The organism is Azospirillum sp. B4, assembly GCF_000333275.1.
GTDB lineage: Bacteria > Pseudomonadota > Alphaproteobacteria > Azospirillales > Azospirillaceae > Nitrospirillum.
This window is the reverse complement of sequence record NZ_BACU01000483.1, coordinates 1-19,863: the sequence shown is the minus strand read 5'-3', so window position 1 is coordinate 19,863 and position 19,863 is coordinate 1. Positions and strand designations below refer to the sequence as shown.

Annotated in this window: 19 protein-coding genes; 8 read left to right on the top strand and 11 right to left on the bottom strand. The window is 70.3% G+C overall.

Annotated elements, in window-relative coordinates:
* Nucleotides 1-160: 160 nt before the first annotated feature.
* Nucleotides 161-469 (bottom strand): hypothetical protein, encoded by a 309-nt coding sequence (locus tag I55_RS39560; RefSeq protein ID WP_044562511.1) that lies wholly within the window; start codon nt 467-469, stop codon nt 161-163.
* Between the two features lie 118 nt (nt 470-587).
* Here I55_RS39560 and I55_RS20855 point away from each other — a divergent pair, with 118 nt between their 5' ends.
* On the top strand, nt 588-1,235 hold the full coding sequence (locus I55_RS20855) for a regulatory protein RecX (RefSeq protein WP_252181240.1): 648 nt from the start codon (nt 588-590) through the stop codon (nt 1,233-1,235).
* A 148-nt stretch (nt 1,236-1,383) separates the two neighbouring features.
* Here the strand turns inward: I55_RS20855 and I55_RS20850 are convergent, their stop codons facing one another.
* On the bottom strand, nt 1,384-3,861 hold the full coding sequence (locus I55_RS20850; protein WP_252181239.1) for a mechanosensitive ion channel domain-containing protein: 2,478 nt from the start codon (nt 3,859-3,861) through the stop codon (nt 1,384-1,386).
* 431 nt (nt 3,862-4,292) lie between these two features.
* On the opposite strand from I55_RS20850, the gene I55_RS20845 reads away from it, so the two are divergent.
* The gene (locus tag I55_RS20845; RefSeq protein ID WP_049974356.1) at nt 4,293-4,826 is read left to right on the top strand and encodes a glutathione peroxidase; all 534 of its coding nucleotides are present in this window, start codon (nt 4,293-4,295) and stop codon (nt 4,824-4,826) included.
* 55 nt (nt 4,827-4,881) lie between these two features.
* Here I55_RS20845 and I55_RS34945 read toward each other — a convergent pair whose 3' ends face one another.
* Nucleotides 4,882-6,936, bottom strand: coding sequence for a PAS domain-containing sensor histidine kinase (locus I55_RS34945; RefSeq protein WP_049974355.1), 2,055 nt, complete (start codon nt 6,934-6,936; stop codon nt 4,882-4,884).
* A 232-nt stretch (nt 6,937-7,168) separates the two neighbouring features.
* Between I55_RS34945 and I55_RS20835 the strand changes: the two genes are divergently transcribed.
* Nucleotides 7,169-7,417 carry a DUF1289 domain-containing protein gene (locus I55_RS20835; protein WP_044562508.1) on the top strand — a complete coding sequence of 83 codons (249 nt, stop codon included), beginning with the start codon at nt 7,169-7,171 and terminating at the stop codon, nt 7,415-7,417.
* 31 nt (nt 7,418-7,448) lie between these two features.
* Here I55_RS20835 and I55_RS20830 read toward each other — a convergent pair whose 3' ends face one another.
* From I55_RS20830 to rsmI, 5 genes are all read right to left on the bottom strand, one after another.
* Nucleotides 7,449-7,646, bottom strand: a complete 198-nt coding sequence (locus tag I55_RS20830; RefSeq protein WP_148293877.1) for a hypothetical protein — start codon at nt 7,644-7,646, stop codon at nt 7,449-7,451.
* A 321-nt stretch (nt 7,647-7,967) separates the two neighbouring features.
* Entirely contained in the window at nt 7,968-8,918 is a 951-nt protein-coding gene (gene gshB / locus I55_RS20825; protein ID WP_044562506.1) for a glutathione synthase, read from the bottom strand.
* 43 nt (nt 8,919-8,961) lie between these two features.
* Complete coding sequence (locus tag I55_RS20820; protein ID WP_252181238.1) at nt 8,962-9,873, bottom strand: SirB1 family protein; 912 nt, start codon at nt 9,871-9,873, stop codon at nt 8,962-8,964.
* 70 nt (nt 9,874-9,943) lie between these two features.
* A complete protein-coding gene (locus I55_RS20815; RefSeq protein ID WP_044562505.1) occupies nt 9,944-10,342 on the bottom strand; it encodes a YraN family protein in 399 nt (132 codons plus the stop codon).
* A complete protein-coding gene (gene rsmI / locus I55_RS20810) occupies nt 10,339-11,319 on the bottom strand; it encodes a 16S rRNA (cytidine(1402)-2'-O)-methyltransferase (RefSeq protein WP_044562504.1) in 981 nt (326 codons plus the stop codon). Before rsmI ends, I55_RS20815 begins: the two co-directional genes overlap by 4 nt.
* A gap of 37 nt (nt 11,320-11,356) precedes the next feature.
* Between rsmI and I55_RS20805 the strand changes: the two genes are divergently transcribed.
* Nucleotides 11,357-12,682, top strand: a complete 1,326-nt coding sequence (locus I55_RS20805; protein ID WP_049974354.1) for a penicillin-binding protein activator — start codon at nt 11,357-11,359, stop codon at nt 12,680-12,682.
* Between the two features lie 36 nt (nt 12,683-12,718).
* On the opposite strand, the gene I55_RS20800 is transcribed toward I55_RS20805, so the two are convergent.
* The 3 genes from I55_RS20800 to I55_RS20790 form a co-directional block, all read right to left on the bottom strand.
* Nucleotides 12,719-12,982, bottom strand: a complete 264-nt coding sequence (locus tag I55_RS20800; protein ID WP_148293875.1) for a hypothetical protein — start codon at nt 12,980-12,982, stop codon at nt 12,719-12,721.
* Between the two features lie 184 nt (nt 12,983-13,166).
* Nucleotides 13,167-13,958 carry a zinc ABC transporter permease subunit ZnuB gene (gene znuB / locus I55_RS20795; protein ID WP_044562501.1) on the bottom strand — a complete coding sequence of 264 codons (792 nt, stop codon included), beginning with the start codon at nt 13,956-13,958 and terminating at the stop codon, nt 13,167-13,169.
* On the bottom strand, nt 13,951-14,739 hold the full coding sequence (locus I55_RS20790; RefSeq protein ID WP_049974353.1) for a metal ABC transporter ATP-binding protein: 789 nt from the start codon (nt 14,737-14,739) through the stop codon (nt 13,951-13,953). The genes znuB and I55_RS20790 overlap by 8 nt, the downstream gene beginning before the upstream one ends.
* A gap of 148 nt (nt 14,740-14,887) precedes the next feature.
* Here I55_RS20790 and I55_RS20785 point away from each other — a divergent pair, with 148 nt between their 5' ends.
* The 4 genes from I55_RS20785 to I55_RS20770 form a co-directional block, all read left to right on the top strand.
* The gene (locus tag I55_RS20785) at nt 14,888-15,874 is read left to right on the top strand and encodes a zinc ABC transporter substrate-binding protein (RefSeq protein WP_044562500.1); all 987 of its coding nucleotides are present in this window, start codon (nt 14,888-14,890) and stop codon (nt 15,872-15,874) included.
* A 46-nt stretch (nt 15,875-15,920) separates the two neighbouring features.
* Nucleotides 15,921-16,733, top strand: a complete 813-nt coding sequence (gene dapB / locus I55_RS20780) for a 4-hydroxy-tetrahydrodipicolinate reductase (RefSeq protein WP_044562499.1) — start codon at nt 15,921-15,923, stop codon at nt 16,731-16,733.
* Nucleotides 16,734-16,735: 2 nt separating this feature from the next.
* On the top strand, nt 16,736-17,674 hold the full coding sequence (locus I55_RS20775) for a DMT family transporter (RefSeq protein ID WP_044562498.1): 939 nt from the start codon (nt 16,736-16,738) through the stop codon (nt 17,672-17,674).
* A gap of 90 nt (nt 17,675-17,764) precedes the next feature.
* Nucleotides 17,765-19,863: patatin-like protein (locus I55_RS20770; protein WP_252181237.1), on the top strand; the 2,099-nt coding region annotated here is incomplete at its 3' end.

Genomic DNA, 19,863 nt, shown 5'->3' with positions numbered 1-19,863 from the left:
GCCCAGCGCCAGGATGACCATCATGACCGCCTGCTCCAGGGTGCCCAGGGTGTTTCTGCCCATCGCGCCAAGCCCGCTCCGCTATTTCTTCTACAATGTAGACTGATGTGCGCCGACCGTCAACGGCGGCTGGCGATGCTTCAATCGCCCTCACGTGTCCTTATCCGTCTCCACCGCCTGCGAAAGCGGCGAAACGCCGGCGGGAGGGCGGGGACGAACGAAGGACTTTTCGATGAAGCGGAAATAGCGGTGCAGGGCCAGCCCGAAAAAGGCGAGACACGGCGTAGAACAGCAGCGTGGTCACCACCGGCGCGGCGATGGTCTGCACCCAGACCTTCAGGAAGCGCCGTATCTCCCGCTTCGTCAGGGTGGCGAAGCCCACCCAGTTGATGGCGCCCAAGGCACGGGGGGCCAGGACGGGCGCGGCCGACACGGCGCCAGGAAGGGGGGATTGCTGCAGCAGGGTCATGGAATCAGGCGCCCGAGCGTGGAGGTCCGGGAACAGGCTCCCGGCAAGGCTGGGGCGACCTTAACGCCGGGGCGCCGTCCCGGCAATATGAGCAGCGTCACAGGAGACGCGCGATGGCATGGCGAAAGCGCCGGCGCCGGCGCTACCATGGGGCATGACCGACGACCTTTTCGATACACCCCCACGCACGCCCACACGCCCCGCGCCCGTCGGGCGACGCGGCCCCAAGCGGGTCAGCGCCGCCTATCTGGAGCGGGCGGCCCTGCATTACCTGGAGCGCTTCGCCGCCTCCACCGCCGCGCTGCGCCGGGTGCTGATGCGCAAGGTGGAAATGTCGGCCGCCGCCCATGGCACGGACCGGGAGCAGGGGGCGGAATGGGTGGAGTCGCTGATCACCCGCTATCAGCGGAGTGGCTTGCTGAACGACCGCGTCTATGCCGAGGGCAAAGCCGCCAGCCTGCACCGCCGGGGCGGGTCCACCCGCACCATCCGCCAGAAGCTGGCGGCCAAGGGCGTGGGCCCGGAGCTGGTGGACGCCGCTTTGGGGGAACTGGCCCGCGACCTGGGGGACGACGGGGAGGGGGCGGCCGACCTGCGCGCCGCCCACGCCTACGCCCGCCGCCGCCGGCTGGGACCCTTCCGGCCGGAGGAGGAACGGGCGGGCAAGCGCGACAAGGACCTGGCCACGCTGGCCAGGGCCGGCTTCGACTTCGAGACAGCCGCGCGGGTCATCGACGCGGCCGACCCGGATGAGGTTCTTGGGTGATGCCCTGGCACGCTCTCCCTACATCAGCGGCATGCCCCATGCCGCTGTAGGCCCCGAACGGGGGCCGCCGGAAGTTTTCGGGGAACGTAGTGGACTGAAAACTGAGGAAGCCAAGCCCGCGGATGCGGGCGCCCGGCGCCTGGGAACATCAAACCGGGAACGGTATCCCTTCCTTGTCGAAGCGCAGTTTCAGGCGGCGGTTGAATTCGCGGCCCACGGCATACTGGCGGCGGGGTCGGGTCTTGATGCGGAACTTGATCTTCACCGCCTTCTCCGCGAACTCGCTGACGCCCAGGATTTCCAGCGGCGCCAGGATGCCGGGGCCGAACAGGCTGTCGCTTTGCAGTTCCTCGCCGATCTCCGTCATGATCTGGGTGGCCCGGGTCAGGTCGGTGGCGTAGGCGATGCCGAAATCGGCGGTGAAGTAGCTGTAGTCCTTGGTCAGGTTGGAGATGCCGGTGACGGCGCTGAACGGCACGGTGTGGACAGCACCACTGTCGTCGCGCAGGCGGATGGTGCGGATGGTCAGACCTTCCACCGTGCCGGTGTAGCCCGCCAGCGTCACCGAGTCGCCGACGGAGATCGTGTCCTCGAACAGGATGAACAGGCCGGTGATCACGTCCTTCACCAGCGATTGGGAGCCGAAGCCGACGGCCACGCCCAGGAAGCCGACACCGGCCAGCAGCGGGGCGATGTTCACCCCGATCTCCGCCAGCACGGTCAGCGCCACCATGACCAGCAGCATCACCAGCACGACGTTGCGCACCAGGGGCAGCAGGGTGCGGATGCGTGGGCTGCGTTCGATCAGGCGACCATGGCGGTCGGTGGTGCCCAGGTACCGTTCGATGCCGCCGCTGACCAGTTCCCAGACCACCAGGGCGAAGACGACCATGAGGGTGATGGTCAGCAGGGAGGCGCTGACCCGCTGGCCGAAAGGGGTGCTGAGCCAGCCGAAGCTGTCCATGCCCCAGGCCTGCAGCAGGGTCAGCAACGCCACCACCCACACCACCACCTTGGTGCCGCGGTGCAGGATGGGCAGGTAGCGGTTGGCGCGGGATTCCAGCAGCGGATACTGGCGCTTCAGGTCATCGGGTATGGCGAAGCCGCGCTGGATCAGGCGGTCGATGCCCTCCATCGCCAGCCGCGCCACGATCAGGGTGACGACGCTGACCAGCGTCGCGCGGGAGACGAAGCCAAAGCCGCCCTTCACCTCCAGGGCCCAAATGCCATAGATGGCGATCAGGTAGACGATGGCCAGGATGTGCCAGATCTCGGCCAGGCGGCGACGGACCAGACCCCAGGCCGACGGGTTGGGCGGCGGGACCATCACTAGGGGGCTGTCGCCCGAGATTTCCGCCGCCAGCTGAGCCTCCAGCGCGCCATCCTCGGGCAGGTCCTCCGGCGTCGCCGGGGCACGGCCCCGCATCCAATCGGCCACGTTCTGCCGGTTCTGCAGCACCAGGATGACCAGCATGACCCCGACGATCAGGCCCACCACCTTCAGCAACGCCATGTAGGGCCGGAAGGGCAGGCCCAGTTGATAAGCCACCTGGGCGACGAAATAGCCGTAGACGGCGGTAAGCGCGATGCGGCGCACCCAAATATAGATGTAGTGCGCCGTCTCATCCCCAACCGGCGTCAGGCGCAGGCTGGGCGCCCCGGGCGACAGCAGGATGCGGCCAGCCAGCATGGTGCCCTGGACCAGCAGGCTGGACAGGATGATGCCCAGGGCCGCCATCGCGGCGGGCTTGGGCGGATGGGTCAGGGTCTGCACGCCATAGGCCGCCAACGCGAAGGTGACGATGGGCACGGCGTCCAGCAGCGTCCGGGTCAGCAACAGGCCCAGGCGTACCCACACGCTTTTCACCGGGCGGCTTTCCAGCACCCGGCGGGGACGGGCCAGGGCCCAGAAGGTGGCCAGCCGCGCCACATAGCCGGCGATGACCACCAGCAGCACCTCACCCACCAGGATGCCCCACTGCTCCCGCAGGCGGGGATCGGAGACCTGGCGGTCCACCCACCGATAGGCCTTGGGCAGGTCCAGCAGCGCCTGGCCGGCGGCCGCGATCTCCTCGCTCAGTTCCTCGATACGGTCGGACAGGGCGTCCAGGGTGCGGGCGCCCAGCGTTTCCACCGCCGTTTCCGCCGTGGCGGTGGCCGTCGCCACGGCACCTGGGGCCGAGGTTGCGGCGAGTGGGGGGACGCCCGATGGAGAGGCAGGGGCTGTTGAAGCGCTGGCGGCGGCGGACGGGTTGGCATCGGCCAGCAGCTTAAGTTGGGCGATCAGAGCGTCGCGGCGCTGGGGATCCTGAAGGGTCTGCAGCAGGGCCGCGGCCTGGGATGCGGCAGCCTGGGACCCGGCGGCCTGGGACGTGCCCTGGGACGTGCCCTGGGACATGGCGGGCGGCGTGACGGCGGGCGGCGCCTGTACCGGGACGGGCACGGGCACGGCTTCAGCCGGGGTGGCCACCCCACCCCCCTGGGTATCCGGGTGCCGGGCTTCCGGATGGGACACCGACGGATGGGGGACTTCCGGGTGGGGATCATCCGGGGAGGGCGCGGAGCTTTCCTCCGTCTTCTGGTCCCCCGTCTTCCGGTCTGGCGTGTCCTGGGTGGCGGGAACCATTGTCTGTGCCCAGGCGGCCCCTCCCCGGAATGACCATGGGAATGGCGAGACCAGGAACGCCAGAAGCAGGAAGAAAAGGGGGAGGGGAGATTTCCGCATCATCCGCAACCATAGGGTAGGGCAAAAACAGGGGGCGAGGGGGCCGAACGGTAACCTTAACGGGTAGGCCTGCCAACGGTCTGGGCGCGGGATGTTGCCGTAAAGCACAGATCCCGAAGGACAGTTCCGGCCCAATCGGCCGCTGGGGCGTAGGCAGGCGCGGCAGGGCGAACTATCTTGCAAATATGGCGGCGGAACGGCGGAGGGATCAGCCGCCCGACATTTGACGCGACGGCTCCGGCCGAGACTCCCCTAACGGTGGGCCACGCCATCGGCGCAGCCTCCGGTTGACCAGCCGATCGAGGCCCAATCACGGTATGAGTTGGCGGCGCATGGAGCAGACGAAGACACGGGAACGGCTTAACGCCCATAGCTTTTCCTTTGCCAGCTTGAAGGATGATGGCCTCATCCGCCTCGCCGCCTTCAAGGGCCAGCCGGTCCTTGTGGTCAACACCGCGTCCGCCTGCGGCTACACGTCGCAATATGCCGAGCTTCAGACCCTGTGGTCCCGGCTGCGCGGTCGGGGGTTGATGGTCGTGGCCGTGCCGTCCAACGACTTCGGGGCGCAGGAGCCCGGCGACCCGGCGCAGATCGCGCGCTTCTGCGCCACAACCTATGGCGTCGACTTCCCCATGGCGGCCAAGCAGACGGTGGTGGGGCCGGGCGCCCATCCCTTCTTCCAATGGGCGGCCGGCTGCGTGGGCGAGGCCGGTTGGCCGCGCTGGAACTTTCAGAAATACCTGGTCACCCCGGATGGCCGCCTGGCGGAAATCTGGCCCTCGCCCGTGCGGCCCATGGCCGACGTGGTGGTGGAGCGCATCCTCGATCTATTGAACAAGGCCAACCGCCAGAGCCGGCTTCGTTAAGTCAGGCACGACTGGCGCCGGCCACGGCTGGCGCCGGCTGGATCTGTCTGCGATTTCAATTCGCCGCGGCGACCAGGCCCATGTCCGGCCAGACGCGGTCGGCGGGCATGATGACGCGGGCGGTGGTGCCCGTGCCGGGCTCGCTGTCGATCTCCAGCGTGCCGCCGTGCAGTTCAACCAGCGCCCGCACCAGGGGCAGGCCCAGGCCTGCGCCGCCGGCCGTGCGGGTCAACGGATTCTCGATCTGGCGGAAGGGCTCCAGGGCGCGGCTGATGTCCTCCGCCCGCATGCCGATGCCGGTGTCGGTCACGGTGATGACCAGGCGCCCGTCCTCGTCCACCACGGCGCCCAATGTCACGGTGCCGCCCTTCAGGGTGAACTTCACCGCGTTGGCCAGCAGGTTGGACAGCAGTTGCTTCAACGCCACCTCATCCGCGCGCAGGCGGGGCAGGAAGCCGGCGTAGTCGGTCTGCAGGTTGATGCCGCCCCGGATGGCCCGTTCCTTCACCACCCGCAGGCAGGAGACGAAGACACGCGGCAGGTCCACCATGTGCTCGTTCAGCTCGCGCTTGCCGGCCTCGATCTTCGACAGGTCCAGGATGTCGTTGATCAGATCCAGCAGCATGCGGCCGCTGTCGTGGATATCCCGGGCGTATTCGGCGTAGGCGGGGTTGCCGATGGCGCCCAGCGACTGGCTGCCGATGATCTCGGAAAAGCCGATGATGGCGTTCAGCGGCGTGCGCAGCTCATGGCTCATGTTGGCCAGGAACTCGGTCTTGGCCCGGCTGGCGAATTCCGACTGTTCCTTGGCCAGGCGCAGCGCCACCTCGGCCCGCCGGCGGTCGGTGATGTCGTCGGCCGTGCCCTGCAGGGCGTAGGCGCGCCCGGCGCCGTCCAGCAGCACCCGGGCGGAGAGGGAGGCCCACAGCGTGCTGCCGTCCTTGCGGCGGATTTCGGCGACGAAGTCCTGGACGGCGCCCCGATCCACCACGTCGCGCGGGAAATCCGCACGGGGGCGCGGGTCGATGAACAGCTGCGCCCAGGCATCGGCCACGGCCGTGGCCAGTTCCCCTTCGGAGGCGTAGCCAAGCATGCGCACCAGGGCGGGATTGGCCGAGAGGAAGGCGCCGCCGACGCTGATGGTGAACATGCCCTCCACCGCGTTCTCGTAGATGTCGCGGTACTTGCGCTCGCTGGCATGCAGGACAGCGTTGGCCTGTTCCAGGCTTTCCATCAGGACGACGCGGTCATAGGCGCGACGGCGGCTGACCATCAGCACCAGGCTGACGCCGAGGGTCAGCGCCAGGCCGAAGACCAGCACGGCCTCCACCTCCCACCATTGGCGGGCAAGGCCGGCGACCAGGTCCCCCGTCATGTCCAGCCACCACATGCCATCGCCGATGGAGATGGCACGGCTGAATTCCGCAGTGGCGGTGGCGGCGTGGCCGGTCTGGACGAAGGCGGCCTCGCCCCCGCGCGACCGCAGGCTGAGGCGGGTCCACAGGGCGGGATCGGCCTGCCCGTCCATGCGCAGGGTCAACAGGTCGCGCAGGTCGATGCGGGCCACCAGCGCCGTGCCGACACCCGGGGTGACGCGGGCGAGCAGCAGGCTGGCGCCGTCGCTGCCCAGGCGAACGGTGACGCCGCCGCCCGTGGACCCGCCCGTGGACGCGCCCGCGGCGGGCACACCAGTGATGGGCACGGCGAACGTGAGGTCGGCGAAGCCGGGGGAGGCCTCATCCGCGCCGGCGGGGCCGGTGCGCAGCACGCGTCCGTCCGGCCCCACCCAGGACACGCTCCGGATCTCTGGCCGAAGATCGATCAGCAGCGCCACTTGGCGGTCGAACTCCGCGGGCGCGGGGTTGGCGGTCAGGAAGTCGCCCTCGGCGGCCAACGTGGCGGCGATGCGGTCCAGACGCTGCTGCACATGGCGGCTGCGCGCGTCAGCCTCGTCCGCCAGCCGGGCCTGCGCCACGCCGGAGAGCATGGAATGGACGTAGAAGGCGGCCAGGACGGTCAGGGCAAGGCCGGACAGCGCGGCCAACAGGGGGCCGCGGGTCAGGAAAAAGACGGCCGGGCGGCGGCGCCGCGCGGTCTCCAACACCGACATCCTTATCCGTACCTTTCCGCTTTCCCCGCTCCGATCCCCCAAGACCGAATTCCTCAGGGACCGGGCCCCCCTGCGTCGCGCAGGGCGACAGGATAATCCCATTCCTAGCGCCAAAGAAACAACAGCGGGTTAACGGCATGTCACAAAGGGTGTGAATCCCGGGCTCCGCCCGCAGGGGACAAGCAGCCGGGCGCCGGGTATATCTGGGTTTCCACCCAGCCAGGTGCCGCCCTTGACCAAGACACCCGACACCCATCCCGTCCTTCCGGATCCTGACGACTATGTCGCCAGCCCCTGCACCCGCGTCTGCCGGATCGACACGCGCACGGACCTGTGCGCCGGCTGCCTGCGCACGCTGGAAGAGATCACGCATTGGGGCGCGATGACACCGGACCAGCGGCGCGCCGTGCTGGCCCAGGTGGCGGACCGCCGGCAGGCCGCGCGCGCCAAGCGGCGCTGGCGCTTCGGCGCCGGGACTTAGTGGCGTGGCTTAGGAGAAGGGCGGGGGAGGCTCAGTCCGCCTGCGGGTCCGGTTCCCCGCCGTCGGCGAAGACGCGGGCGCCCCACATCAAGCGCTCAATCTCGCGGATGCGGTCGCCCTGGCGGCGCAATCGCTCGGCATTGGCAACGGTGCCGCCCGGCGATCCGCCGGGCACTCTGGGGGGCCGCTTGGGGCCGTCCTCCCTGCCATTACCGTCCACGCCAGCCATCGACCGCCTCATCGACCAGGCGCCGATGCGGCGGCGCCATCACTGCTTCATGCCAGTGATATGAAGCGTATCATGGCCTATGCCACCCCGCACCCGGGAAAGGCCGGCAAATCATTCGGACAGGGTGATAATTAGGGAACGGTGTGACCTGTTTTCAACGGTCGGCCCCGCAGCAGGCTCCCCCTGCCTTTTCCTGGTCCGCGACCGCGGGCCCCGGAGTTTTCCGGGGAGCGGCAGCGGACTGGAAAACGAGGACGGCAAGCGGCCGGATGGCCGCGCCCGCAGGGCAAACTAGCGCGAAGCGCTGAACCGCCGCTGGCCTTACCGTGACGCGGCGTACCGCCGCTCGATGGCATCCCACAAGGTGGACTCGATGGCGCCGCCGTTCAGGCGGTTGATCTCCTGGATGCCGGTGGGGCTGGTGACGTTGATCTCGGTCAGATAGTCGCCGATGACGTCGATGCCCACGAACACCAGGCCCTTGTCGCGCAAGGTACCGCCGATGGTGGCGCAGATTTCCCGCTCACGCTGGGTCAGATCGGTCTTGGCGGCGCTGCCGCCGGCATGGAAATTGGCGCGGGCCTCGCCCTCCTGCGGCAGGCGGCTGACGGCGCCCACGGGCTCTCCATCCACCAGCAGGATGCGCTTGTCGCCCTGGCGGATCTCCGGCAGGTACTTCTGCACGATGATGGGTTCGCGGTAGAGCTGGGTGAAGGTCTCCAGCAGGGCGCCCAGGTTCTCGTCGTCCGGCTTCACATGGAAGACGCCGGAGCCGCCGTTGCCGAACAGCGGCTTCACGATGATGTCCTTGTATTCCCGGCGGAAGGCCAGCACCTCGTCCTTGGCGCTGGTGATCAGGGTGGGGGGCATCAGGTCGGGGAAGTGGGTGACGAACAGCTTCTCCGGCGCGTTGCGGACGGAGGCCGGGTCGTTCACCACCAGGGTCTTGGGATGGACGTGTTCCAGCAGGTGCGTGGCCGTGATGTAGGCCATGTCGAAGGGCGGGTCCTGGCGCATCAGCACCACGTCCACGCTGGCCAGATCCAGCGTCTCCGCCGCGCCGAAGGTGTGGTGGTTGCCGCGCTCGCGCCGCACCTGCAGCGGCCGGGCGGTGGCCACCAGGCGGCTGTGGCGGAAGGCCAGGTCCTGCGGCAGGTAATGGTAGAGGGTGTGCCCCCGCCGCTGCGCCTCCAGCGCCATCATGAAGGTGCTGTCGGTATCGATGTTGATGGAGTGCATCGGGTCCATCTGAATGGCAACGGACAGGCTCATCCTCATCTCCCCCACCCCGGCCGCGCCGGCGGTGCTGTAAGGCCTAGTTCAGGCGATTGCGCAAATGCTGGACCAGGGTCGCCGCCTGGTGTAGCAGCTGGGCCGGCGTGCCGGCCCGGGTTCCCAAATCCATGAAGGTCTCGAACGCGGTGATGGCCGTAGAGATATGGCCGAGCTGCGCCCGCAACAAGCCGGACTCGCGCCACAGCGCCACCTGGCCCGGCGCCATCAGCAGCATGGCCTCCACCGCCTCGGCCGCCAGATCGGGCCGGTCGGCCCGCATGTGCAGCAGCTTCACATTATTGTGCAGGCGCAGCAGCACGTCGCGGTTGCCCACGGGCGCATAGTGGTCGGGCTCCAGCTCCGCCGCGGTGCCCGAGGTCTGTTTGATCAGGTCGCGCAGCTCCACCACGCTCAGGGTGCGGCCGCCGCCGAAGGGATCGATGATGGCGCGTTCGCCGCCGTGATCCAGGCGGATGAGGAAATGGCCGGGAAAATTCAAACCCACCATGTCCCAGCCCTGGGCCCGGGCGGCATGGATGTAAAGGATGCCCAGCGCCACCGGCAGGCCCCGGCGCCGGTCGATCACCCGCGCCAGGTTGGCGTTCTGCAAGTCCTCATACGTCGTGCTGTCGCCCTCATAGCCCATGCGGTCGACCAGAACGACGCGCAGGGCGTCCAGGCAATCCTCCAGCGCCAACGATGCGGGGGCCTGACCGCCACCCTTCGCCACCCGCCTGCCCACGGCGGCGGCGATGGCCGCCAGGTGCCGGCGATAGGGGGCCAGCGCGCCCTCGCCACCGGACAGGACCGACAGCGCCAGCGCCGCTTCCGCCAGGTCGATCTGGCCATCCGCCATCAGGCCCACGGCGCGCAACAGCGCACGGGCCTGCGTCCGGGCACGGCCCGGACGGCTGCGGTTCCGGCCGTCGGTCTGGGGCCCCTGGCTGGTCACGGACTGGACGCTCCCTCCTGCTATGGGTGCGTTTGGGGACATAGCGCATCGCCGGGGCGGGTGTCGACCATCAAAGGCCCCCGGTGGCCCGCCAGGCATCCGGCAGATGCACCGGCCAGCGGCGGGGACGGACGATCATCAGGTCGAAGCGGATGGCATGGCGCGCCAGCCGGGGACGGGCGGCGACATAGAGGCCGGCGGCCCGTTCCAGGCGCCGCCACTGGCCCGGGCTGACGGCCAGATGCCCCAGCTCCTCCGTCGGGCGGGCCTTGACCTCGACGATGGCCAGCAGGCCGCCCCGGGCCGCGACGATGTCGATTTCCCCCGCCGGGGTGCGGCACCGGCTGGCCAGCACGCGATACCCCTTCAGCCGCAGGGCCAGGCGGCACCAGGCCTCCGCCCAGCGTCCCAGGCGCTCGCCGGAGCGGCCCTTCAGCGTCTTTCTTGCCAGCCGCTCAGCCCGCGTCATCTTTGGCCCGCGTCATCTTTGGAAAGTTCCAGCGCCCGTTGGTAGACCTGCTTGCGCGGGGCGCCGCTGGCCTCCGCCACCGTGGCGGCGGCGTCGCGGACGCTGAGGGTGCGCAGGGCCGCGCGCAGCAGGGCGTCGATGTCCACCGCCTCTCCATCCGTTTCCGCCGGCGGGCCGATGACCACCACCACCTCGCCCTTGGGCGGGCCGTTTTCGGCATAGTGGGTGGCCAGGCCGGGCAGGGTGCCGCGCCGCACCTCCTCGAACAGCTTGGTCAGCTCGCGCGCCACCGCCACCTCGCGCCCGCCCAGCACCTGGGCGGCATCGGCCAGCAGGTCGGCCAGGCGCTGGGCCGACTCGAACAGCACCAGGGTGGCGCGCACCGGCGCCAGTTCCTCCAGCGCCGCGCGGCGGGGGCCCGTCTTGTTCGGCAGGAAGCCCGCGAATAGGAAACGGTCGGAGGGCAGGCCGGCCAGCACCAGGGCCGTCAGGGTGGCGCTGGCGCCCGGCAGGTGGGTGACATGCAGCCCCTGCTCCCGCGCCTCGCGCACCAGCTTGTAGCCGGGGTCGGAAATCAGCGGCGTGCCGGCGTCCGACACCAGGGCAATGGCCTCGCCAGCGGCGATGCGGGCCAGCAGCTGGGGCCGCATGCGGGCGGCGTTATGCTCATGATAGGCCAGCAGGGGCTTGCGCACCTGGTAGCGGGCCATCAGCTTGGCTGTCACCCGCGTGTCCTCGCAGGCGATGGCGTCCACGCCCTTCAGCGTTTCCAGCGCGCGCAAGGTGATGTCGCCAGCGTTGCCGATGGGGGTGGCGACGACATGCAGGCCAGGCGGCGGTTTACGCGAGCCGACGCTGCCGCTAGGCTCTGCCCCGTCCCGCGCGGCATCGTCATCGATCAGGGTGTCGTCGGACAGGGTGTCGTCGGGGACCTCGCCGGCATCGACGTCGTCGACAGGCGGTTGCTGCGGTTTCATGAGATCAACGGGTGGGTTTGCGATGAGGTATGCCGGGATGTCCGCCAAGAGCATGGCGGCCAGGACCGCAGCGGCGCTGCTGCTGCTGGCCGCCGTGCTGGGCGGTTGCGCCAGCCAGCAGCAGCAGCGGCAGCCCACGGTAGCGGCCCCGGCCCCGCAGGCGCAAGCGCCGCAGCAGGCCGCCCCCCAGCCTCAGGCGACGGAACCCGCGCCCGGGACGCCGCCGGCCCCCGCCGCCGCCATCCCGGCGGATGAGACGGTGCGCGTGGCCCTGCTGCTGCCCCTGACCGGCAAGGCCGCCGGCCTGGGCGAGGCTATGCAGCAGGCGGCGCAGATGGCCCTGTTCGACACCGCCGACCCCCATTTCCAGCTGCTGATCCGCGACACCAAGAGCACGCCCGAGGGATCGGTGGCCGCGGCGCAGGACGCGCTGGCCGCCGGCGCCCGCCTGCTGATCGGCCCGGTCTATGGCGTGGACGCCAAGGCCGTGGCGCCGGTGGCCGGGGCCGTGCCGGTCCTGAGCTTTTCCAACGACGCCACCGTGGCCGACACCCACGCCCCCAATGGCGGCACCTGGGTGCTGGGCTTCCAGCCTCAGGACCAGGTGGCCCGCGTGGTCAGCTATGCCGCGTCCCACGGACTGACGCGCCTGGCCCTGCTGGCGCCGGTGGGCGGCAACGGCGACATGGTGGAACAGGCCATGCGCGAGGCGGCGACCAAGGCGGGGGCCGACCTGACCCGCGTGGCCCGCTATCAGCCCACGCAGAAGGACGTCAGCGACACCATCAAGCGCCTGTCGAATTTCGACCAGCGCCACGCCCAGGCGGCGGCCGCGCGCGAGGCGGCCAAGGACGGCAAGCCCGCGCCGACGACGGAGGAGCTGCCCTTCCAGGCCATCCTGATCGCGGAAGGCGGCCAGCGGCTGAAGGAGGTGGCGCCCCTGCTGCCCTTCTTCGACATCGATCCCGGCCCGGTGCGCTTCTTGGGCACGGGCCAATGGGATGAGCCGGGCCTTGGGCGGGAGCCGTCGCTGGTGGGGGGCTGGTACGCCAGCGCCGCGCCGGACGCGCGCATGGGCTTCGAGAAGCGGTTCAACGACGTGTACGGCCAGCGCCCGCCGCGCCTGGCCACCCTGGCCTATGACGCCACGGCGCTGGCCGCCGTGCTGGCCAAGGGCCACAAGGCCTATGTCCGGGAAAACCTGACGGACCCCAACGGCTTCGCCGGCATCGACGGCGTCTTCCGCCTGCTGCCCACGGGCCAGGTGGAACGGGGGCTGTCGGTGCTGGAGGTGGGCAAGGCCGGCGTCACGGTGGTGGACCCAGCACCCACCAGCTTCGCCCCCGCCACGCCAGGCTCCTGACGCGCCCGAGCCTCAGGACGCCAGGCTGTAGCCGTGTCAGGACGCCAGGCTGTTTGGGCCAAGCGTGGCCAGATCCAGCTCTTCCAGATCGGGCAGGCCAAGGTCGGCGGCCAGGTTCTGGGCCAGGGATCGTCGGGTGGCGGCGGCGGCCAGTTCGAACCAGGCCAACCGGGCGACCCGGCTGGCCGCCGAGCGATCGGTATCGCGCCGCAGATCTCCGGCGATGAAGCCTTGGCTCATGGAGCCAGCGGACGCCTGCGCATGACCGGCGTTCATGCCGGCGGGGGGGAACCGATCCAAACCATGCTCCATCGTCATGTCTGCCACACGCTGGGTGGGCGTCGGTTCACGCGGTGTTAATTAGATAGTGACCGATATGACGCGGTTCCGGTAGGGAAATTATGCCTAAAAATTAGTTAAAACGGTGTGCGGGCGCGAAAGCCGGGGTGCCCCCCACCGCGTTTCACCGGTGCCGGTACCGGTTTCAGCGGACGATCCGCCGGGGAAAAAGCTGGGACAGCAGGAACAACGCGGCCGCAGCAACCACCACCGCCGGCCCCGCCGGCAAATCCGCCCGGAAAGAGGCGCCGAGCCCGCCACAGACCGCCAGCGCCCCGATGACGGCCGCCATCCCGGCCATGACTTCCGGCGTGCGGGCGAATCGGCGGGCGCAGGCCGCCGGGATGATCAGCAGGGCGGTGATCAGCAGCACGCCCACCACCTTCATGGCCAGCGCGATGGTGGCGGCCATCAGCATCATGAAACCCACCTGCGTCGCCAGCACGGGCACGCCCTCAACCCGCGCCAGATCCTCACTCACCGTCATGGCCAGCAGGGGGCGCCACAACCAGGCCAGCATGGCCAGCACCACGGCCCCGCCCCCCCAGATCCAGAGCAGGTCGCCGTCGCTGACGGCCAGGATGTCGCCGAATAGGTAGGACATCAGGTCCACCCGCACCGTCTGCAGCAGGGCGACGGCGATGAGGCCCAGGCTGAGCGTGGTGTGGCTGAGCAGGCCCAGCAGCGTGTCGGTGGCCAGCTTGCGCTGGCGCTGCATCAGCACCAGCACGCCGGCCAGGGCCAGTCCCACCAGCGCCACCGCCAGCATCAGGTTGATGCCCGCGACGAAGCCCAGCGCGATGCCCAGCAGGGCGGCATGGGACAGGGTGTCGCCGAAATAGGCCATGCGCCGCCAGACGACGAAGCAGCCCAGGGGACCGGCCACCAGGGCGACGCCGATACCCCCGGCCAGCGCGCGCAGCAGGAAATCATCCATGGGGGTGCGGGTCCTTGGCGTCGCTGGGGGCGTGCGTATGCTGGCAGCCGGGTGGGGTGGTGCCGTGGCTGTGCGGCCCCGCGGAGGACAGCCACGCCGGCATGGCCAATGGATCGACCCCGAACAGGGCCTGGAAATCGGGATGGCGGCGCACATCCTCCGGCCGGCCGGCGCAGCAGACATGGCCATTCAGGCAGACCAGGCGGTCGGTGCCGGAGATGGCGTAACTCAGATCGTGGCTGACCATCAGCACACCGCAGCCGTGGCGGCGGCGGATCGCGTCGATCAGGGCGTACAGGGTGGCCTGGCCCGCCACGTCCACCGCCTGCGCCGGTTCGTCCAGCACCAGCAGGTCCGGCCGGCGCAGCAGGGCGCGGGCCAGCATCACCCGCTGCACCTCCCCACCCGACAGGGACTGGACCGGGCTGTCGGCCAGGGCGGCGGCCCCGACCTCGCCCAGGGTGGCCTCCACCGCCTCGGGCGTGACAGGCCCCCACAGCGCCAGCAGGCGCCGCACCGTCAGGGGCAGGGTGGCATCCACCGCTAGGCGCTGGGGCATGTAGCCGACGCGCAGGCCCGCCTTGCGCCACACCGTGCCACCCGTGGGCCGTTGCAGGCCCAGCACGCTGCGCAGCAGGGTGGACTTGCCGGCGCCGTTCGGCCCGACCAGGGTCACCACCTCGCCCGCCGTGACGGCCAGGTCCACCGACTGCAACACGGTGCGCCGGCCGAACTGCACCGTCAGTCCGGTGGTCTTGATAAGCGGTTCGGTTGAGAGCATGTGTGGGACCTGTCGGCGGGCGGCCTGCGGCGCGGGTATGCGTGCCCCCCGGCTTTACGGCATCCGAGCCGACTTGACAAACGTTATAATATAACATTGCATGCTGAGGCAGCCCGCCCGGCGCCTCTTTCACGCAGTTGGTTCCCCCATGTCCCCCTTCCGCATCCTGTCCCTGGTCGCCCTGCTGTGGCTGGCGTTCACCGTCCCGTCGCGGGCGGATGCGCCCCAGGTGGCGGCCCCCCCTGTGGTAGCACCCCGTGTGGTCGCAAGCGTGAAGCCTGTGCATTCCCTGGCCGCCAGCCTGATGCAGGGTGTGGGGCAGCCCAAATTGCTGGTGGATGGCACGGCAAGCCCGCACAGCTTCAGCCTGAAGCCGTCGGACGCCGAGGCCCTGTCCCACGCCGACATCGTGTTCTGGATGGGCCCGACGCTGGAGCCCTTCCTGGTGAAGCCGCTGGCCAGCCTGGCCCGGGGCGCCCACATCGTCACCCTGATCGAGGCGCCGGGCCTGCGCCCCCTGGCCCTGCGCGGCGCCGGCGCCTGGATGGACGGCGACGGCGCGCCGGCCGACGGCCATGCCCACCTGGTGCCGGCCGTGGCGGGCGGCGCGGCCGACGCCCAGATCGACGGCCACGCCTGGCTGGACCCCACCAATGCCAAGGCCATGGCCCGCGCCATGGCCGACGCCCTGATCCAGCGCGACCCCGCCAACGCCGGCCGCTATCGCGACAATCTGGCCAACCTGCTGCGCGCCCTGGATGCCCTGGACGCGGAGATCGGCGCCATCCTGGCCCCCATCAGCGCCAAGCCCTTCGTCGTCTTCCACGACGCCTTTCATTACCTGGAGGCCCGCTACCGCCTGGACGGCGTGGGCGCCATCACCCTGAACCCGGAGGTGCGGCCGGGTGCCGCGCGCCTCAGCCAGCTGCGCGCCCGCATCCAGGCCTCCGGCGCCGCCTGCGTCTTCGCCGAACCGCAGTTCGAGACGGCGCTGATCGGCACCCTGGTGGACGGAACCCAGGCCAAGCGCGGCGTGCTGGATCCGGAAGGCGCCCTGCTGCCCCCCGGCCCTGAGCTTTACGCCGCCTTGATGCGCGCCAACGCGCAGGCTTTGGCGGGCTGCCTCGGCGGGTAAGCTGTGTTAAGACCGCCCCCAGACTGTGACTGGTGAGGGCGGGATCATGCGGATCGGGATCGTGGGCTGCGGCGGCCGGATGGGCCGCATGCTGATGCGGGAGGTGCTGGGCACCCCCCTGGGCACCCCCGGCGCCACCCTGTCGGGCGGCACCATGCGGCCCGGCAATCCCGACCTGGGCCGGGACCTGGGCACCTTGGCGGGGCTGGAGCCCGCCGGCATCCTGTCCACCAGCGACGCCGACGCCCTGTTCGCCGCCAGCGACGCCGTCATCGACTTCACCACCCCCGCCGGCACGGCCGCGCACGCCGGCTTGGCCGCCCGCCACGGCACGGCCCTGGTGGTGGGCACCACCGGCCTCACCCCCGACCAGCAGGCCGCCATCGACGCCGCGTCCAGGACGGCCGCCCTGGTGCAGGCGCCCAACATGAGCCTGGGCGTGAACCTGCTGTTGGCCCTGGTGGAAGACGTGGCCCGCACCCTGGGACCGGATGTCTGGGATATCGAGATCGCGGAGATGCACCACCGCCACAAGGTGGATGCGCCGTCGGGCACCGCGCTGGGCCTGGGCCGCGCCGCCGCTGCCGGTCGCGGCGTCGACCTGGACGCCGTGTCGGACCGGGTGCGGGACGGGCACACCGGCGCGCGGGAAGCCGGGCACATCGGCTTCGCCACCCTGCGCGGCGGCGACGTCGTGGGCGACCACACCGTCATCTTCGCCGCCGAGGGCGAACGGATCGAGCTGACCCACAAGGCCGGCAGCCGCGCCATCTTCGCCCGGGGTGCGGTGCGCGCGGCGATCTGGGCGGGGGCGAAGGCGCCCGGCCTGTACAGCATGCGCGACGTGCTGGGCCTGTAGCCATGACCGACACCGCCGCCGCGCTTCCGGCACCCGTCAGCCGCTGGGCGCACCCCGGCCTGCGCGGGGCGCTATGGGGGCTGCTGGCGGTGGCGGTGTGGGCGGGGTCCTTCGTCGTCACCCGCATGGGCGTGAAGGCCGGCCTGAACGCCTTCGACCTGGTGGCCCTGCGCTTCGCCACCGCCGGCGCCTTGATGATTCCGATCTTGACCCGCAAGGGCCTGGCGTTCAACCGGCTTGGCCCCGGCGGCCTGGCCCTGCTGGTCGCGGGTTCAGGGGCCCCTTACGCCCTGATGTTGGCGGCTGGCGCGCGTTATGCCCCGGCCTCCCACGCCGCTGCGCTGACTCCCGGCCCCATGGCGGCCATGACCGCCCTTCTCAGCGCCCTGTTCCTGCGGGAACGCCTGCCCGCCGCCGGCTGGGCCGGCATCGCCCTGATCCTGGCCGGCAGCCTGCTGATCGGCGGGCCCAGCCTGGTCGGCGGCGCCGAGGCCGGGGCCGCGCTGGGCCACGCCCTGTTCCTGGGCGGCGCGCTGATGTGGGCCCTCTACGTCATCGTCCTGCGACGCAGCGGTGTGGGGCCGCTGCATGCCACCGCCATCGTCGCCACCGGGTCGGCGCTGCTGTACCTGCCGCTTTACGCCCTGGCCCTGCCCAAGGGCATCGGCCAGGCGGCGGCGCACGACATCGCGCTGCAGGCCATCTACCAGGGCTGCTTCACCACCCTGGTGGGCCTGGCTGCCTTCAACCGCGCCGTGATCCTGCTGGGCGCCACCGGCGCCGCCGCCCTGCCGGCGCTCATCCCGGTGGTGACGCTGGGCCTGGGCGCGCTGGCGCTGGGCGAGGCGCCCAGCCTGGCGGAGACGGCCGCGACCCTGCTGATCGGCGGCGGCGTCCTGGTGACCACGCTGGCGCGCAACCGGCGCCCTTCAAGAACCTAACTCACCCTCAAAAAACTTAACTTAATTGACCGCTTCGGATCACGGCGCGACAGTCGCGGGCGGGAGCCATCACCACCGCCGGACCATGCCGTGAAAGAAAAAGAACTGCGCATGGCGCTCGTCTGCTACGGCGGGGTGTCGCTGGCCGTCTACATGCACGGTGTGACCAAGGAACTGCTGAAGCTGGCCCGCGCCTCGCGCGTCTTCCATGGCACCCATGATCCCCGGCTGCGCGCCACCGGCAGCTACCAGGCCCTGCAGGAGGATCTGGCCCGCCGCATCGGGTACAGCAGTGGCGCGGGATTGGATGGCATCCCCCATACGCTGGACACGGAGGAGGTCTACGTCACCCTGTTGCAGGAGGTGGGGGCCCATATCGACCTGCGCATCGTCATCGACGTCATCGCCGGGTCGTCCGCCGGCGGCATCAACGGCGTCCTGCTGGGCCGGGCGCTGGCCCATGACCTGGACATGGATGCCCTGACGGAACTGTGGCTGGAGGGGGCGGATGTCACCAACCTGATGGTGGAGGACGGCCGGGCGAAGAAGTGGAGCAAGTGGTTCCTGAAGCCCTTCCTGGCCTATGGCCTGGGCCGGCTGATGCGCCTGGCGCCGGATGACGAGATGCGCTGGAAACTGTCCATGTTCGTGCGCTCGCGCTGGTTCAAGCCGCCCTTCGACGGCGGGCGGCTGATGGAAATGCTGCTGGACGCGGCGTCGGCCATGGGCCGGCCGGTCAGCCCCTACGCCTCGCTGCTGCCCGCGGGACAGTCCCTGTCCCTGTTCGTCACCGTTACCGACTTCCACGGCTTCCTGCAGCGCATCCCCGCCCATGATCCGCCGTCGGTGGAGGAGCGCGAGCATCGCCACGTCCTGGAGTTCCACTACCGCCGCTGGCCCGGCGGCCAGGTGGACACGGATTTCGGTGAAGGCGCCGTGCCCGGCCTGGTGTTCGCCGCCCGCGCCACCTCATCCTTCCCTGGCGCCTTCGCGCCGGCGGCCCTGCGCGCGCTGGACGGCCTGCTGGCCCGGCGGGGCCAGGGCTGGCCGGAGCGGGAACGTTTCCTTAAGCAGAACTTCCGCCGCTACCAGGCGGCGGGCGTGGACCCGGCGCGCATCAGCTTCATCGATGGCAGCGTCCTGAATAACAAGCCCTTCGCCGAGGCCTTGCGCGCCATCTCCGGCCGCCCGGCCTATCGCGAGGTCGACCGCCGGCTGATCTACATCGACCCAGACCCCGCCCATCTGAAGCGCGTGGCCAAGGCGGAGACGCCCGGCTTCTTCCGCACGCTGAAGGGGGCGCTGTCCGACATCCCGCGCAATGAGCCGGTGCGCGATGAGCTGGTGTCCATCGATCACAACAACGCGCGGGTGCGCCAGTTGCGTTCCGTCATCGACGCGGCGCGGCCCGGCATCACCCAGCTGGTGCACGAGGTGGTGGGGGGTGAACCGCCGGCGGAGCTGACCTACGCCCAGATCCACGACTGGCGGGAGATCGCCAACGGCCGCGCGGCCAAGGAGGCGGGCTTCGCCTATGAGGCCTATGTGCGGCTGAAGCTGACCTCCGTCCTGGACGCCATGGGGCGGCTGGTGGCGGTGGGATGCGGCTATCAGCCGGGCACCACGGCCGCGCGCCAGGCGACGGACGCCCTGCACGCCTGGGCGCGCGCCACCGGCATCACCCCCGACCAGGTGACGACCTGGAGCCTGGAACGGCGGGGGGATGGCATGCCGGGGGGTGACGCCCCGCCCTGGGTGCGCTTCCTGCTGGCCTTCGACGTCGGCTTCCGCGGGCGGCGCCTGCGCTTCGTCATTCGCGCGCTGAACGAACTCTATGCCCGGGTGGACGAGGCGGAGTTCGCCGACGTCGCCGCCCGCGACCTGGATGAGATCAAGGCCAACCTGTACGACTGCCTGGAACGGCTGCGCGTCTACGAATCCGGCGCCTTCCTGAGTGCCGAGGAGCGCGAAACCCTGGCCGTGCCCTTCGTCGAGCCGCTGGCCATGGGCCGGGCGCCCGACATCGCGGCGGTGGACCGGGTGATGTGGGACCTGGCGCGGCGCATCGACCTGAACGCCATCAACCAGCAGGTGGACGAGGTCTTCGCCCTGATGGGCCTGAACATGCTGGGCGTGGCGGCGCGACGGGAGCTGTTCGTGGCCTATGTCGGCTTCGCCTTCTGGACGTG